This window comes from Acinetobacter sp. YH01007, assembly GCF_013420425.1.
Taxonomy (GTDB): Bacteria; Pseudomonadota; Gammaproteobacteria; order Pseudomonadales; family Moraxellaceae; genus Acinetobacter; species Acinetobacter towneri.
Genome location: NZ_VOYC01000006.1, coordinates 161,812 through 175,772, shown reverse-complemented (window position 1 = coordinate 175,772; position 13,961 = coordinate 161,812). Strand labels below are relative to the sequence as shown.

12 protein-coding genes are annotated in these 13,961 nt (G+C 40.2%); 1 reads left to right on the top strand and 11 read right to left on the bottom strand.

Annotation, left to right across the window (positions count from 1 at the left end; genetic code table 11):
• Positions 1-54: 54 nt before the first annotated feature.
• The 11 genes from FTT74_RS05115 to FTT74_RS05065 all read right to left on the bottom strand — a co-directional run bounded on the left by FTT74_RS05115 (position 55) and on the right by FTT74_RS05065 (position 11,738).
• Entirely contained in the window at positions 55-750 is a 696-nt protein-coding gene (locus FTT74_RS05115; RefSeq protein ID WP_179988650.1) for a methionine ABC transporter permease, read from the bottom strand.
• Complete coding sequence (locus FTT74_RS05110; RefSeq protein ID WP_179988649.1) at positions 747-1,772, bottom strand: methionine ABC transporter ATP-binding protein; 1,026 nt, start codon at positions 1,770-1,772, stop codon at positions 747-749. Before FTT74_RS05110 ends, FTT74_RS05115 begins: the two co-directional genes overlap by 4 nt.
• Before the next feature lie 74 nt (positions 1,773-1,846).
• Entirely contained in the window at positions 1,847-2,719 is an 873-nt protein-coding gene (locus tag FTT74_RS05105; RefSeq protein ID WP_096900915.1) for a MetQ/NlpA family ABC transporter substrate-binding protein, read from the bottom strand.
• A gap of 784 nt (positions 2,720-3,503) precedes the next feature.
• A complete protein-coding gene (gene purD / locus FTT74_RS05100) occupies positions 3,504-4,787 on the bottom strand; it encodes a phosphoribosylamine--glycine ligase (RefSeq protein WP_004973125.1) in 1,284 nt (427 codons plus the stop codon).
• Positions 4,788-4,958: 171 nt separating this feature from the next.
• Positions 4,959-6,533 (bottom strand): bifunctional phosphoribosylaminoimidazolecarboxamide formyltransferase/IMP cyclohydrolase, encoded by a 1,575-nt coding sequence (gene purH, locus FTT74_RS05095; RefSeq protein WP_004973127.1) that lies wholly within the window; start codon positions 6,531-6,533, stop codon positions 4,959-4,961.
• A 92-nt stretch (positions 6,534-6,625) separates the two neighbouring features.
• Complete coding sequence (gene fis / locus FTT74_RS05090) at positions 6,626-6,895, bottom strand: DNA-binding transcriptional regulator Fis (RefSeq protein WP_001086304.1); 270 nt, start codon at positions 6,893-6,895, stop codon at positions 6,626-6,628.
• A 389-nt stretch (positions 6,896-7,284) separates the two neighbouring features.
• Complete coding sequence (locus FTT74_RS05085) at positions 7,285-8,139, bottom strand: DUF3426 domain-containing protein (protein WP_004973129.1); 855 nt, start codon at positions 8,137-8,139, stop codon at positions 7,285-7,287.
• A 16-nt stretch (positions 8,140-8,155) separates the two neighbouring features.
• On the bottom strand, positions 8,156-9,058 hold the full coding sequence (gene prmA / locus FTT74_RS05080) for a 50S ribosomal protein L11 methyltransferase (protein WP_004973131.1): 903 nt from the start codon (positions 9,056-9,058) through the stop codon (positions 8,156-8,158).
• A 254-nt stretch (positions 9,059-9,312) separates the two neighbouring features.
• Entirely contained in the window at positions 9,313-10,194 is an 882-nt protein-coding gene (locus tag FTT74_RS05075; protein WP_004973133.1) for a bile acid:sodium symporter family protein, read from the bottom strand.
• Between the two features lie 88 nt (positions 10,195-10,282).
• Positions 10,283-11,194, bottom strand: coding sequence for a bile acid:sodium symporter family protein (locus FTT74_RS05070; protein WP_178319170.1), 912 nt, complete (start codon positions 11,192-11,194; stop codon positions 10,283-10,285).
• Between the two features lie 187 nt (positions 11,195-11,381).
• A complete protein-coding gene (locus FTT74_RS05065; RefSeq protein WP_004973135.1) occupies positions 11,382-11,738 on the bottom strand; it encodes a hypothetical protein in 357 nt (118 codons plus the stop codon).
• 242 nt (positions 11,739-11,980) lie between these two features.
• Between FTT74_RS05065 and mnmG the strand changes: the two genes are divergently transcribed.
• On the top strand, positions 11,981-13,861 hold the full coding sequence (gene mnmG / locus FTT74_RS05060) for a tRNA uridine-5-carboxymethylaminomethyl(34) synthesis enzyme MnmG (protein WP_096900911.1): 1,881 nt from the start codon (positions 11,981-11,983) through the stop codon (positions 13,859-13,861).
• Positions 13,862-13,961: the final 100 nt, after the last annotated feature.

Below are 13,961 nucleotides of genomic sequence, written 5' to 3'. Positions count from 1 at the left end.
ATGAGTAGCAAGGGGTTAAATGATGAATCTATTTCTGATGTGTAGATGAAAGATTTATCTGAGTTTAGATAACCAGTCACCTAAACTTTGCACCAATTGCACTAAAATTAATAAGACCACCACGGTTAGCATCACGACACTACTATCAAAACGCTGATAACCATAAGAAATAGCAAGGTCACCAATGCCACCAGCACCGACTGCACCTGCCATCGCAGTTGCGCCAATTAAGCTAATGGTGGCTGTAGTTAGGTTCAAAATGAGTGAGCTGCGTGCTTCAGGTAAAATAAATTTGAAGATAATTTGTAATGGTGTAGCACCCATTGCCTGTGCAGATTCGACAATCCCTTCATTGACTTCAAGTAGTGAAGTTTCTACCAAACGACCAATATACGGGCCGACATAAATGGTCAGCGGTACAATGGCTGCCCAAGTTCCGATGGATGTACCCACTAAAAATTTAGTCAGCGGAATCACCGCAATCAATAAAATAATGAAGGGCAGGGAGCGCAGTGCATTTACAATCGGGTTGAGTCCGTGATAAATCACACGGTTTGGTAAAATACCTGTCGGACGAGTCACTACAAGGGTAATGCCCTGAATAAAGCCCCAGATACAACCAAACAACATGGCAAAGAACACCATATGAAAGGTTTCTTGTAAGGCCGTAACAAATTGGTCAATAGATAAAGAGCTTTTCCAGAAAGGTGTGGTTACCGAAGTCAGCCACTGTACAATTAAATCTCTCATGCTTGTATTCCTGACTGTTCAACTTCAACGCCATTGGCTTTCAGAAACTCAAGCGCCTGTTGAATGACGTTTGTATCACCGAGTAATTGAATGAACATTTGCCCAATCACAGCACCATCAATTTCGGTCATATTGGCAAATAAAATATTCAGGCTAATATCAAACTGTTTAATGATAGCTTGAATCACGGTTTCCTGAGCCGATTTACCTAAAAATTTCAGACAATAAATGCTGTGCTGATTTTGATTTTCCAGATTATTCAAAATATTGATAGGCAATTGTTGCTGCAACACAGTTTGAATGAAGCTTTTAGTGGTCGGGTGTTGCGGCTGACTAAAAATTTCCAAGGTTGAACCTGTTTCAATCACTTTGCCTTGTTCCATCACTGCAACATAATCACAAACCGATTCAATCACATCCATTTCATGCGTCACCATTACAATGGTAATGCCTTGTTCACGGTTAATTTTTTTCAGTAATTCCAGTACAGATTTGGTAGTCTGCGGATCAAGTGCCGAAGTCGCTTCATCGCAGAGTAAAATTTTAGGATGATTGGCTAGCGCACGCGCAATACCGACACGTTGCTTTTGTCCGCCTGAAAGTTCATCAGGATAGGCATCTTTTTTATGTTTTAAATCAATAAACTCAAGTAATTCATTTAAACGTTTTTCACGTTTGGCTTTGTTCCAGCCTAACAGTTTCATCGGCATTTCAATATTGGCAGCCACAGTTTTGGTCTGCAATAAATTGAAGTGCTGAAAAATCATTCCAATATGGGCACGTTCTTGACGCAATTCACGGGCATTGAGTGCAGTAAAATCTTTTTGATGAATGATGACTTGCCCAGCATTTGGACGCTCCAACAAATTGATCAAGCGGATTAACGTACTTTTACCTGCACCACTATAGCCAATAATGCCAAAAATACTGCCTGTTGGAATTTGTAGATTAATTTGATCCAACGCACGCAGTGTTTGACCTTTGAGCTGATAGTGCTTTGAAATGTTTTTAAATTCAATCATATCGTCAAGAAATGTCCATAAATGAAAAAACAGGCAAAGTTCGCTTTGCCTGTTTTGTTTAACGCATTATATTACTATTTTGCTGCTTCAGTGAAATAGCTGACAGGTTTATTTACCGCAACTTTTGTTCCGCCAAAGTGCTGATCAATATATTGCTTCACCGCTTCGGTATGATACAACGCACCTACTTTTTGCAAGATTGGGTCATTTTGACGATCTGCAGCAGTCGCGAGAATATTGACATTCATTTTTGTGCTTTGGTCAATTGGTTCGTAATAAATTGAATCTTTCAGTACGTTCAAACCACCTTCCATTGCAAGGGTGTTGCCCAAGACAATTGCATCGACTTCATCTTTTACACGTACAGCCGTTGCCATTTGAATTGGTTTGATTTGAATTTGCTTAGCATTTTCTACGATGTCTGCAGGCGTGCCTTGAACATTGTCAAAACCATCTTTCAGTTTAACCAAACCAGCCGATTGAAGTAATAACAGTGCACGTGATTCATTGGCACCATCATTTGGAATAGCAATGGTTGCACCTGTTTTGAACTCATCCAACTTTTTCACTTTGCTTGAGTAAATACCCATTGGCTCTAAGTAAGTTGTCGCTACTGGTGCAATTTGATCTTTATTGTTGGCATTAAATGCCACCATATAGGCATAAGATTGGAATGCGTTAAGATCAATTTCTTTATTTGCTACCGCCGTGTTCATTGACACGTAATCGGTGAAGTTTTTCACTTCAAGTTGAATACCTGCTGCTTTGGTTTCAGGTAAGTCGGCAATAAAACGCCAAATATCTGCATCTGAACCAGTCGATGCCATAGTGACAGTGTGTAGAGCAGAAGAATCTTTTTGTGCCGCGTCAGTCGCAGGCGCTTCTTGTTTGCCACAGCCAGCCAAGCCAACTGAAAGACCAAGTACAAGACCAAGGAGCTTTTTCATGAATATATCCCGAGCAAGTTTAAGCAGTGCCTAAAGTTGCCAATGATTGAGAAGAATCAAATCAGCACGATGGATGGAATCGCATGATGATGATTTTGTATGTTTCTCAAATATGTTGTAGGTATTGTTTGAGTACTGAAAAAGTCAGCCCACAGCTCAATCAATAATTTTGAGATGGATGGGCAATTCACTTTTTCAAAAGATGCACCATCATAACAATAAAAAATAATTCTATATAGTGCTGTGTATGTTATGCATATCACTGTTTTACAACAGAAAGCGAATAAGTCAAAATAAGTTCTTATAAATAAATATATTCTGTAAAGATTAAGGATTTGAACAAGTGTTTAAATATTTAGGTGCTTTAAAATTTATTCTGCAATCGATAGTAAAAAACGAGATATGAAATTGTCGGTATGAAATCGGCTTAGTTACAAGAATCAGAACATGGCTGTAAATACATAAAAGAAGTTATGAATGATTTTTCCAACGATAATATATCGCCCATATATAAGGCAAACAGAGTAACAATGAACCTATCCCTATAAAAACATAAGCCAAATATATTAATCCTGCAAAAATAAAAAGTATTTGCAATGTAAACTCAACGAATATTGAAATTAAAAATTCTTTGAAGCTTTTTATTTTTTGCATGTTTATTGATCTAAAGTATTTTATAAACGTAGATCATCACAATGTACATGGGTTACAACCTGATAAACAAAAAGCTCGTACAGTGACGAGCTTTTTTATGGACTTAAATTTTTAGGCTAAACTAAAAATTTTAAGCATTTTCACGAGCAATGGCACGATAGCCAATATCTTTACGATATTGCACACCATCAAAGGTAACTTTTTCGCACAGTTCAAGGGCTTTAGCTTGCGCTTCGCCAATGGTATTACCGAGCGCAGTTACACACAGTACACGACCACCATTGGTCACAATCTCACCATCGGCATTGCTTGCTGTACCTGCGTGGAATACTTTCGCATCTGCCATTTGTGTTTCTAAACCAGAAATCACATCACCTTTGCCTGAAGTTTCAGGGTAACCCGCAGTCGCCAATACAATCCCGACAGTTTTGCGTTCATCCCAGTCTGCTTCGGCAGGTAAGTTGCCAGCAATACCTGCTTCAACCAAATCTACCAAAGATGACTTTAAGCGCATCATAATTGGTTGTGTTTCTGGGTCACCAAAACGGCAGTTAAACTCGATCACTTTTGGTTGACCTTTGTCGTCAATCATTAAGCCTGCGTATAAGAAACCTGTATAAACATGACCGTCTTTTTTCATACCTTCAACAGTAGGACGCATCACTTCATTCATGGTTTTTTCAAATACGTCTGCAGTCACGACAGGGGCAGGAGAGTATGCACCCATACCACCAGTATTTGGACCTTGGTCGCCTTCAAAAATACGCTTGTGGTCTTGTGAAGTTGCCATAGGAAGGATGTTGTCGCCATCAATCATACAAATGAAAGAAGCTTCTTCACCTGCAAGGAATTCTTCAATGACTACACGTGAACCTGCATCACCAAATTTGTTGCCTGCTAGCATGTCATCAATTGCATCAAATGCTTCTTGATTGGTCATCGCCACGATCACGCCTTTACCTGCAGCAAGACCGTCCGCCTTGATCACGATTGGAGCACCATTTTTTTCAACAAATGCTTTTGCCGCATCAACTTCGGTGAATACGTCATAGAATGCAGTTGGAATGTTGTGACGTTTTAAAAAGTGCTTGGCAAAGGCTTTAGAACCTTCAAGCTGTGCAGCAAACTGGGTTGGGCCCCAAATTTTTAAACCCGCTTCACGGCAGGCATCTACTACACCATTGACCAGTGGTGCTTCAGGGCCAACAATGATTAAATCAACAGCATTATTTTTGGCAAAGTCGATGATTGCAGGGTTATTTTGAATATCTAACGCTACATTCTCGCATTTGTTTTCTGTTGCCGTACCTGCATTACCCGGTGCAACGAAGACTTTAGCGACTTTGTCATCTTGTGCGATTTTCCATGCCAACGCATGTTCACGACCGCCGCTACCTAAAACTAAAATATTCATCTAAAAATCCCTCAAAGAATAAAATCCCCCTAGCGAAGCTATGCTTTTCACCCTTGAAAAGGAAGGAGATTGTGCATAAAAACACAGTTCCCTTACGTGAAAAGTCCCCCTTTTATAAAAAAGGGGGATTTCGGAGGATTATTAAATACGACTTCTAATTAATGAGTTTAATTAGTGACGGAAATGACGCATGCCAGTGAAGACCATTGCAATACCAGCTTCATCTGCTGCTGCAATCGTTTCTTCATCACGCATAGAACCACCCGGTTGAATAATGCATTTGATACCAGCTTTAGCTGCGTTATCAATACCATCACGGAATGGGAAGAATGCGTCAGATGCCATTACTGCACCTTCAACCACTAAACCTGCATGTTCTGCTTTAATGGCAGCAATACGAGCAGAGTTTACACGGCTCATTTGACCTGCACCAACACCAATGGTCTGACGGTTTTTTGCATAAACAATTGCGTTCGATTTTACGTATTTCGCAACTTTCCAAGCAAAGATCATGTCGTCAATTTCTTGTTCAGTTGGTGCACGTTTGGTCACAACTTTTAAGTCATCTTTAGTGATCATGCCCAAGTCTTGATCTTGAACCAATAAACCGCCGTTGACACGTTTGTAATCCATTTGTGGAGCGCGTGCATCAATCGCAGGAAGTTCGCCACATACCAGTACACGTACGTTTTTCTTCGCGCCAGTCACTTCAAGTACGCCATCTGCAATGCTAGGCGCAATGATTACTTCAACGAATTGACGGTCTACAATCGCTTGTGCAGTGGCAACGTCTAACTCACGGTTAAACGCAATGATGCCACCAAATGCAGATTCAGGGTCAGTTGCATAAGCAAGGTCATAAGCCGCTTGAATACCGTCTAAAGATACAGCAACACCACATGGGTTCGCGTGTTTTACGATCACACAAGCAGGTTTTGCAAATGATTTCACACATTCAAGTGCGGCATCAGTATCTGCAATGTTGTTATAAGATAATTCTTTACCTTGAAGCTGTTTCGCTGTAGAAACAGAAGCTTCAGTTGCAGCAGGGTCTACATAGAACGCTGCAGATTGATGCGGGTTTTCGCCGTAACGTAAATCTTGCGCTTTGTTCAATTGTGTATTGAATGTACGTGCAAATTGGTCAGCAGTACCTTCTTCTTTACCTACACGTGCACCTAAGTAAGAGGCGATCATGCCGTCATATTGTGCAGTGTGTTCAAATGCTTTCACTGCCAAATCAAAACGAGTTTCGTAAGACAATGCACCGTTGCTTTTCATTTCTGCAATAACAGTCGCATAGTCAGAAGCATTTACTACAATACCTACAGAAGCATGGTTTTTCGCTGCAGCGCGAACCATAGTAGGGCCACCAATGTCGATGTTCTCAATCGCATCTGCAAGTGAACAATTTGGTTTTGCAACAGTCGCAGCAAATGGATAAAGGTTAACAACAACCAAGTCGATGGCATCAATATTGTGTTCTGCCATGACTGCTTCGTCTAGACCACGACGAGCCAAGATACCGCCATGAATTTTTGGGTGTAACGTTTTTACACGACCATCCATCATTTCAGGGAAACCAGTATGCTCTGATACTTCTACGACAGCAATATTGTTGTCTTTAAGCAACTTATAAGTACCGCCAGTAGATAAAATTTCTACCCCAAGAGCAGCAAGGTCTTGTGCAAATTCAACAATACCTGTTTTGTCAGAAACAGAGATTAAAGCGCGTTTAATAGTCATGATCTTCGTCACAGTTTTCAATTACAGATTAAAACAAACTAGCAAAATGCAGGTAAAAAAAATGCCTGCGGAGGTCGCAAGCATTTTATCACTTATTCACTCATTAAACCGTGAGCTTTTAACTTTTTACGTAAAGTACCACGGTTTAGTCCAAGAATTTCAGCAGCGCGTGTTTGGTTACCGCGAGTGTATTCAAGAACAACAGATAAAAGAGGTTTCTCCATTTCTGCTAACACCATGTCATACACTTGTGAAGGTTGTTCACCTTGTAGTTGTGCAAAATAATGGCGAACTGCGCGATCTACGTGAATACGTAAAGCAACATCAGATTGTGCAGTAAAAATAGGAGATTTGCTATTCATGCGAATTAATCCGAAAATCAGATATCACTGGGATAAAGTGATATATCAATGTGGTCTATAAATTAAATGAACTCCGTTTTAGATCCTAAAACGGGAAGTTCTAAAACTGGAACATTTAGCTTGCCACAACTCTAGGCATTGGTCGAAATTTAAGCGTAACAATACATTAATAATTGTTACAGACCAAAATCAAAACAAAAAATCTACTCTGTACGCGATATATAAAAATAAAGCGCATTAGACAGATCTATATTTGTTGTGAATCTTGCGAGGAGTTTGCAGCACAAAGCTTTCGTGGCGCGTATGATACCATTGTATGAGAAAAAGTGAGCAAGAAAACTGCAATTTTTTTAATTTTTTTCGCTATTTTTTCACTATTTTTTTGTGAATTAAGGCTTGATAATTTCTAAAGTATAGGCATCGAAGTCGTTTCGTGATATTGGAACTAAAATGTCAAACTTAAATGGACTGTTTTTAGGAATACGTTGAATGCTCGAAAGACTTTCGACCAAATACTCCTGTGGGGAATAGATGTAAGTCGATAATGTTTGTTGTTTTTCTTTTAAAGTGACTTTGATATTAGGCAAAGCCAAGCTTTTATCATAGTAATTGATCAGCTCACCCGTAAATTGTGTATTCATACGATCTACACGTTTAACCTTCACGCGATTTGCTGAAATTAAGCTATAGCGTTCTTCTAAACTGCTACAGTTAAAAAATTGACAGACTTGGGTAAACACAGAATTCAGTGCAGGGCTGCTGTTTAAAAACTTTGGGTTAAACCACAAAATTTGGAAGATCAACAAGCCAATCAATAAAAGATTAATAATTCCCCAAAGTAAGTAGTAACCATTGCCATGCTTTTTTTCACTTTCAAGATCAGGCGCAGACAACTTCATGGCAGGAATGTTGCCAATCGGTTCAGTACTGAAATAATTGAGGTTATTCAGATAGGTTTTCAGATCAATATTGGAATGTTCAACTTTACGCTGAAAAATATCTAAAATATGTTGCGGTTGCGCAAGTTCAGCAGTTGCCTGCATAAAACTGCGGTTTTGAATGTGATGTAATTGTGATGTGACTGAGTTTTTATTTTGAGGAAAGGCAAATACCAAATGCGAAAGAGCATTAAAGGTATTGTCGCATTTAGGACAACAAACCATCCCTTGCGCAACGGTCAGCTGCGCAACGGATACTTTATAAACAGTTTGGCATTCAGGGCACTTGGTTTGCTTGTCACTCATAACTCAAAAATTACAGTTAGTGGGGATGGCGTTTCCCAGAAATTCGACACCAGTTTTCTTCACGTTTTTCGACTTGTACTATATCAAAAAATTCAGAATAAACACTAGAAACTTCAGCAACTTGCTCTTCAATTACACCTGCAAGTGCGAACTCGCCCTCAGATTTAATTAAAGTTGCAAACTCTGGCGCAAGCATCATCAATGGGCCTGCCAAAATATTGGCAACTAAAATGTCTGCTTTTTCATTACCGATGGTTTCATTGAACTCTTCTGGAAGTCCCACATATAAGTTTTTAAGTACACCGTTGAGTTCTGCATTTTGTTTGGTCGCTAAAACTGCTTGCGGGTCAATATCAGTCGCATAGACTTTTTTTGCACCGAGCAACAAAGCCGCTACTCCTAAAATACCTGAACCACAACCGTAGTCGATCACGACTTTATCTTTTACATTGGTTTTACCTAACCATTGCAGGCACAGGAACGTACTGGCATGGTTACCTGTACCAAAAGCCAAACCTGGGTCAAGTTTAATATTGACTGCATCTGCCTCAGGTGGTTCTAACCATTCAGGTACAATCCAGAATTTCTCTGCAATCTGGATTGGCTCGTAGTAATCCATCCATGAGCGTTCCCAAACCTGATCTTCCAAAAATTCACTGCGTAAAGGGGCATCTGGCATTTGCGCACGAATAAAGGTTTCTAAGGCTGCAACATCAATTTCTTCACCTTCGTCTTGTGCATAAATACCTGTCACAATGACTTTGTTCCAAAGTGGTGTTTCACCTGGCAGTGGCTCAAGTAAGTCCTGATTTTCCGCATCATCTAAGGTTACGCTGACTGCACCCAATGAACTGAGCAGGGTTTCAGTAAAATCGACTTGCGCTTGATCAACAGTAATATGTATTTGTAACCACTTCACGGAGATAACCTAAAATTTAATGCGAAAGCGCTATTGTAACTGAACTGCTGCAGACGCTGTTATTTTTTATTCGGATTGCGAAAGGGAAAACTCTATACGATTGGAAGTTTCAAATTCGCTTTATGCTTATAGTCGAATAATGTGACAAAAATATAACTCTAAAAAATATAAGTTAAGAATTTGTTTGAACCATCATCGCTCAATCATCCCCAAAACAGTCAAATTGCTGGATTGGGGATGATTGAGAGACTTGTTTAGGATGCAGATTGCTCCGATGCAGGTGTCGGCACAAATTTATTTAGTAATGTGCCTAAAATTGCGGCAAAAATATACATGAAAATAGAATAAACCGCAGCAGGCATGGCAATGGTTGAGCTTGACATAACGGTTAGGGCGATAGTCATTGCAAGGGTACTGTTGTGAATGCCAATTTCAAAGGCGCAGGCTCGGGCTTGTTGGCTATTTACGCCAAAGAAACGCGGGACAAAATAACCAATCAATAAACTGCAGGCACAGAACAGGGCAGTGGCAAGTCCTACATCTGCCAAATAAAGCATGATGTTGTTTCGCTCTTTGGCAATTGCGCCAATAATAATCACAATTAGAAAAACCACAGCAAAAATACGCACAGGTTTGTTTAAGCGGTCTGCCGTTTGAGGGCTAAAATGGCGTACTAACATCCCTAAAGTGACAGGGATAATAATAATTAAAAACACCTGCAATACTTTGGCAAATTGTAAGCCAACTTGTTGCCCATCCTGCATAAAATGCTGAATGGCAAAGTTGACAATCAGTGGTAAGGTAAATGCTGCAATCACGGAATTGACGGCAGTAAGGGTGATGTTTAGGGCAATATCGCCCTTATATAAGTAGCTAAACAAGTTGGCTGTTGGCCCGCCAGGAGATGCTGCCAGTAGCATGAGTCCGACTGCAAGCAATGGTGGTAAATTCAGCAGTTTACAAATAAAAAATGCAATTGCTGTCAGGACGACCAATTGACAAAATAAAGCAATAAACACTGCTTTGGGGTGTTTGCTCACCCGTTTAAAGTCGTTAGGAGTGAGTTCTAAGCCAAGTCCAGCCATGACCACGGCCAAAGCCAGCGGCAAAAATATTGTGATTAATCCTGAATCCATAAACACTCCTTTGTTTTTACATCTATAATGATCTATTTAATATCTAACTATTTGTTTAATCTGTGGTTAATTGAATATTGCTCACATCTTAAATTGTATTTTTATTGTGGTTTAAACTCTGCTCCTGTTTGTTTTGAAGGGCAAGTTTGGCCGATTGTCTAGCTAACATACTCCCTAAAATAAAGCTGAACATATACATAAAAATGGTGTAAATCGCAGAAGGAATGGCAATTTCAGTGCTTTGCAAAACTGATAGTGCAATGGTTAAAGCAACGGCAGTGTTATGAATGCCAATTTCAAAACAACAGGAGCGTGCTTGTTGATCAGGCACACCCGCCAAATACGGCACCAGATAACCAATAAGTAAACTTAAAAAGCAAAATAGTGCAGTTGCGATGCCAATTGCACTGAAATAGTCAAAGACATTGGCGCGTTCGCGGAAAAGCGCATAAAAGAATAAAGCGAAAATGAAATAAATGGACATCAAACGCATAGGTTTGCCCAACTGTAATGCAATTTGTGGCATCGCATTACGCACCGCCATTCCTACACATACAGGCACAATAATCAGTAAAAAAACCTGTGCCATTTTTTCAATAGGCATGCCAATTTGTTGTTGATCGGTCATAAAATATAGAAAAGACAAATTAACAATAAAAGGCAGGGTAAAGGTTGCCATCACAGAGTTCATTGCGGTTAGGGTAATATTTAGGGCAACGTCACCTTTATAGACATAGCTAAATAAGTTCGCAGTAGGCCCCCCTGGTGAGGCAGCAAGCAGCATTAAGCCAATTGCCAATAGCGGTGGCAATTCTAAAAATAAACAAATTGAAAATGCTAAAACAGGCAAAATGACCAATTGTGAAAAAAGCGTTAAAAAAATGACTTTAGGAAATTGATTGACCCGAATAAAGTCTTTAGGCGTGAGTTGTAAGCCTAAGCCCATCATCATCACAGCCAAGGTCAGTGGTAGAAAAAAGGTAAAAAAGCCTGAATCCATAGCACATCCTTTATTTTTTTCTTATGGGTATAATTTTCCCTCTCTTTGCAGTGTAATTGTTTTTTGAGCTTGTGCAATAAACAAAGCAGTCACTTCTTATAAATGACTGCTTTGGTGTTATTTTCATGCTTTCAGTTTGAATGAATACAAGCCGATCTGTTCATGAAAATATAGATTAAGTGATTGATCACATGGCAGCAGGGCGTGGTGGCGTAAAGCCTAAGGCACATTTGCCTTTTAACTCAGTACCATTGACTGTAATGACGGTACTTTGCGCATCTGCCATACAAGAACGGTATAATTCAGGCTCATTGCCTTGTAATTGCACTGCTTTAGATGAACTAAAGAATTGTGGTTCACAGGTACCATTCCAGATAATCCCACGATAAGCAAAGCTTACAGGTGCGCCCTGAGTTTTACCTTTACAGACTTGCTGGAATTTTTGCGCGTTATAGACGGTTTCTACTTTATCATTTGCCTGCACTGCAAATGGACTGAAAAATAAGCCACAAAGCATAGAGGACAGCAAAATTTTCTTATTCATGATGTTTCCCTTTGTTTCTCATATCTGTGCTATTAGGATAAAAAATAGACAAATTAAAACAACGGTGATCTGGTTAATTTTTAGGTCTAAATGTTTTTATGTACAGTAAAAATGCAAATTTGGATTACAAAATATTAATTTTGTAGCGCGGTTAAGCCAATAAAATCGACTGAATCTGTCAACTTATGCCACAAGTTTTGCTATAATATTCCGTCTTTATTTTTTATCTCTCATTGACCATTATGCACTATCCTAAAGTTTACGATGTCATTGTTATTGGTGGCGGTCACGCAGGCACCGAAGCGGCGCTTGCAGCAGCACGTATGGGTCGTCAAACCTTACTCTTAACTCATAACATTGAGACTTTAGGGCAGATGAGCTGTAACCCTGCAATTGGCGGGATTGGTAAGTCGCATTTGGTACGTGAGATTGATGCCTTAGGCGGCGCAATGGCATTGGCTGCCGATAAAAGCGGGATTCAATTCCGTATTTTAAACTCGCGTAAAGGTGCTGCTGTTCGTGCAACACGTGCGCAGGCAGACCGAGTTCGCTTTAAAGCTGCGATTCGCGCCACTTTAGAAAACCAAGCCAATTTAGATATTTTCCAACAAGCAGCCGATGACCTGATTGTAGAAGGCGATACTGTAAAAGGTGTAGTCACTCAAATGGGGATTCGTTTTGATGCGAAAACCGTGGTATTGACCACAGGTACATTCTTGGGTGGTGTGATTCACATCGGTTTAGAAAAATCGAGCGGTGGTCGTGCAGGCGATCCTCCATCAATTGCTTTGGCGGCACGTTTACGTGAATTAAATTTGCCTGTTGGGCGTTTAAAAACAGGTACGCCACCACGTATTGATGCACGCTCAGTCGATTTTTCGGTCATGATTCCGCAGCCAGGTGATTTCCCATCACCAACCATGTCATTCATGGGTGATGTGTCGATGCACCCTGAACAAGTGAACTGCTATATCACCCATACCAATGAACGTACTCACGAAATTATTCGTGGTGGTTTAGATCGTTCACCGATGTATACAGGTGTGATTGAAGGTGTTGGCCCACGTTACTGCCCATCGATTGAAGATAAAATTCACCGTTTTTCTGATAAAGACTCGCATCAGGTATTTTTGGAGCCTGAAGGTTTAGATACACATGAATTGTATCCAAACGGGATTTCAACCTCTTTACCGTTTGATGTGCAGTTCGAGTTAGTTCGTTCAATTCGTGGTATGGAAAATGCGCATATTTTGCGTCCAGGTTATGCGATTGAATATGATTACTTCAATCCACAAGCCTTGAAATTCACTTTGGAAACCAAAGCCATTAATAACTTGTATTTTGCAGGTCAAATTAATGGTACGACTGGCTATGAAGAAGCGGGTGCGCAAGGTGTGTTAGCTGGTTTGAATGCGGCACGTCGCGCTTGGGATCAGGAACAATGGACACCAAAACGTGACGAAGCTTATATTGGTGTATTGGTTGATGATTTGATCACGCTAGGTACCAAAGAACCGTACCGCATGTTTACCTCACGTGCGGAATACCGTTTGATGTTGCGTGAAGATAATGCCGATCAGCGTTTGACGCCAATTGGTCGTGAGCTTGGTTTGGTGGATGACACTCGTTGGGCAGCTTACTGTGAAAAAATGGAAGCAGTAGAACGTGAAACAGGGCGTTTACAACATTTGTGGGCTGCACCAAACAACCCAATGGGTAAAAAATTTGTTGAAATGACAGGTGCAGATTTATCCAAAGAATGTTCTGCGATTGATCTGTTAAAACGTCCAAATATCAGTTTTGCGCAAATCGCAGAATTAACGGGTTCAGACGTTTCTGCACAAGTGGGCGATCAAATTGAAATTGCAGTGAAATATGCAGGTTATATCAACCGTCAGCATGAAGATGTCGCACAATTAAAACGCTTGGAAGAAACCAAAATCCCTGCCGATTTTGATTATGATGCAGTGTCAGGTTTATCGCGTGAAATCACGCTAAAATTGAAGCATGTTTTGCCTGAAACTTTGGCACAAGCCAGTCGTATTCCAGGTGTGACACCTGCCGCAGTTCAATTGGTGATGATCACCATTCGTAAAAATGCACAGTCACGTAAATCTGCTTAAGGTTTGATGGATTGATGAAGAAGCCCACAATTTAAATTGCGGGCTTTTTTATGCGCCAAAGTAAATCAGATGCTAAGCAAAGAAGAAGTTGCGTATAAGA

Coding starts and splice junctions, on each gene's coding strand:
- FTT74_RS05115 (WP_179988650.1), bottom strand. CDS start 750: ATGAGAGATTTAATTGTACAGTGGCTGACTTCGGTAACCACACCTTTC.
- FTT74_RS05075 (WP_004973133.1), bottom strand. CDS start 10,194: ATGGATTCAGGATTAATCACAATATTTTTGCCGCTGGCTTTGGCCGTG.
- FTT74_RS05110 (WP_179988649.1), bottom strand. CDS start 1,772: ATGATTGAATTTAAAAACATTTCAAAGCACTATCAGCTCAAAGGTCAA.
- mnmG (WP_096900911.1), top strand. CDS start 11,981: ATGCACTATCCTAAAGTTTACGATGTCATTGTTATTGGTGGCGGTCAC.
- purD (WP_004973125.1), bottom strand. CDS start 4,787: ATGAATATTTTAGTTTTAGGTAGCGGCGGTCGTGAACATGCGTTGGCA.
- purH (WP_004973127.1), bottom strand. CDS start 6,533: ATGACTATTAAACGCGCTTTAATCTCTGTTTCTGACAAAACAGGTATT.
- FTT74_RS05105 (WP_096900915.1), bottom strand. CDS start 2,719: ATGAAAAAGCTCCTTGGTCTTGTACTTGGTCTTTCAGTTGGCTTGGCT.
- fis (WP_001086304.1), bottom strand. CDS start 6,895: ATGAATAGCAAATCTCCTATTTTTACTGCACAATCTGATGTTGCTTTA.
- FTT74_RS05070 (WP_178319170.1), bottom strand. CDS start 11,194: ATGGATTCAGGCTTTTTTACCTTTTTTCTACCACTGACCTTGGCTGTG.
- FTT74_RS05065 (WP_004973135.1), bottom strand. CDS start 11,738: ATGAATAAGAAAATTTTGCTGTCCTCTATGCTTTGTGGCTTATTTTTC.
- FTT74_RS05085 (WP_004973129.1), bottom strand. CDS start 8,139: ATGAGTGACAAGCAAACCAAGTGCCCTGAATGCCAAACTGTTTATAAA.